Source organism: Burkholderia sp. Ac-20384, assembly GCF_017104605.1.
Classification (GTDB): domain Bacteria; phylum Pseudomonadota; class Gammaproteobacteria; order Burkholderiales; family Burkholderiaceae; genus Burkholderia; species Burkholderia lata.
The window spans coordinates 1-1,315 of record NZ_JAAGPE010000645.1 but is presented as its reverse complement, the minus strand read 5'-3'; the positions used below and the strand labels follow the sequence as shown (position 1 = coordinate 1,315).

General features: G+C 70.6%; 1 protein-coding gene. It reads left to right on the top strand.

Going from position 1 to position 1,315, the window contains the following annotated elements:
- The coding region (locus G3O00_RS42570; protein WP_206146583.1) for a cellulose biosynthesis cyclic di-GMP-binding regulatory protein BcsB at positions 1-1,242 on the top strand (1,242 nt) is incomplete at its 5' end.
- Positions 1,243-1,315: the final 73 nt, after the last annotated feature.

Here is a 1,315-nt window from a genome sequence, read left to right as displayed (position 1 = left end):
AACCGGCCGATCGCGTTCCGCGAACTGGTATCCGACACGCGTGAACTGGAAGTGCGCGGCACGTCGCCCGACGCGATCCGCCTGAACCTACGCGTGCCGTCCGATCTGCATTCGTGGAACGGCGCGGGTGTGCCGATCACGCTGCGCTACCGCTACACGGCGCCGACGGTGCAGGACAACTCGACGCTCGCCGTCGAGATCAACGACCAGCTCGTGAAGTCTTACCGGCTCGGGCCGGCCCATGCCGAGGATGCGCACGGCCGCATGCAGCTGCCGCTGCTGTCGGTGCCGGAAGGGCGCGTGACGAGCGACGTCGACATCCCGGCGTTCCGGGTCGGCAGCGGCAACCAGTTGCAGTTCCGCTTCACGCTCGATTCGCAGAAGACGGGCCTGTGCTCGAGCACGGCGACCGAGCCGCAGCGCGCGGCGATCGATCCCGATTCGACGATCGACTTCTCGCACTTCGTCCATTACGCGCAGTTGCCGAACCTCGCGTTCTTCGCGAACAGCGGCTTCCCGTTCACGCGCTTCGCCGACCTGTCGCAGACGGCCGTCGTGATGCCTGACCGGCCGTCGCCGCAGGAGCTCGAGGCCTACCTGACGATGCTCGGCCACATGGGCGAATGGACCGGCTTCCCGGCGCTGCGCGTGCAGGTTGCGCGGCCCGGCGATGTCGCCGCGCTGTCGGGCAGCAAGGATCTCCTCGTGATCGACGGCTCGCCCACATCGCCGCTGCTCGCGCACTGGCGCTCGGCATTGCCGCTCGTGATCGGTGAGCAGGGCAGCGCGGGCGGCGAAGGCGCCGCGCGTGTCGCGTTCTCGGTGAAGGAGCGCTGGCGCAACGGCGTCGGCCAGACCGAAGGCGGCGCACATATCGAGCAGACGGGCTCGCTCGCGGCGCTCGCCGGGTTCGAGCTGCCGGGCAGCCGGGGGCGCAGCGTCGTCGCGCTGACGGCGACCGACCAGCCGCGCCTCGGCGATCTGCTCAACGTGTTCGAGAACGCCGGGCTCGTGTCGCAGCTGCAAGGCGACCTTGCGCTGGTGCGGCCGGGGCAGGTCGACAGCCTGCGCGTCGGCGAGCCTTACGTGGTCGGCTTCGTGCCGTGGTATGCGCGCGTATGGACGCATGCGGCGCGGCATCCGGTCGTGCTGGGCGCGGTCGGCGTCGTGGCGGGGCTGCTGCTCGCGCTCGGCGTGTTCAGCGTGCTGCAGAGAATCGCCGCGCGTCGACGGGGGATGTAACGGATGGCGCGGGCAATGGCGAAGCGACGGGCAATGCGGCCGGCGCGGCGCGTCGGCGCGGCACTCGCGCTGG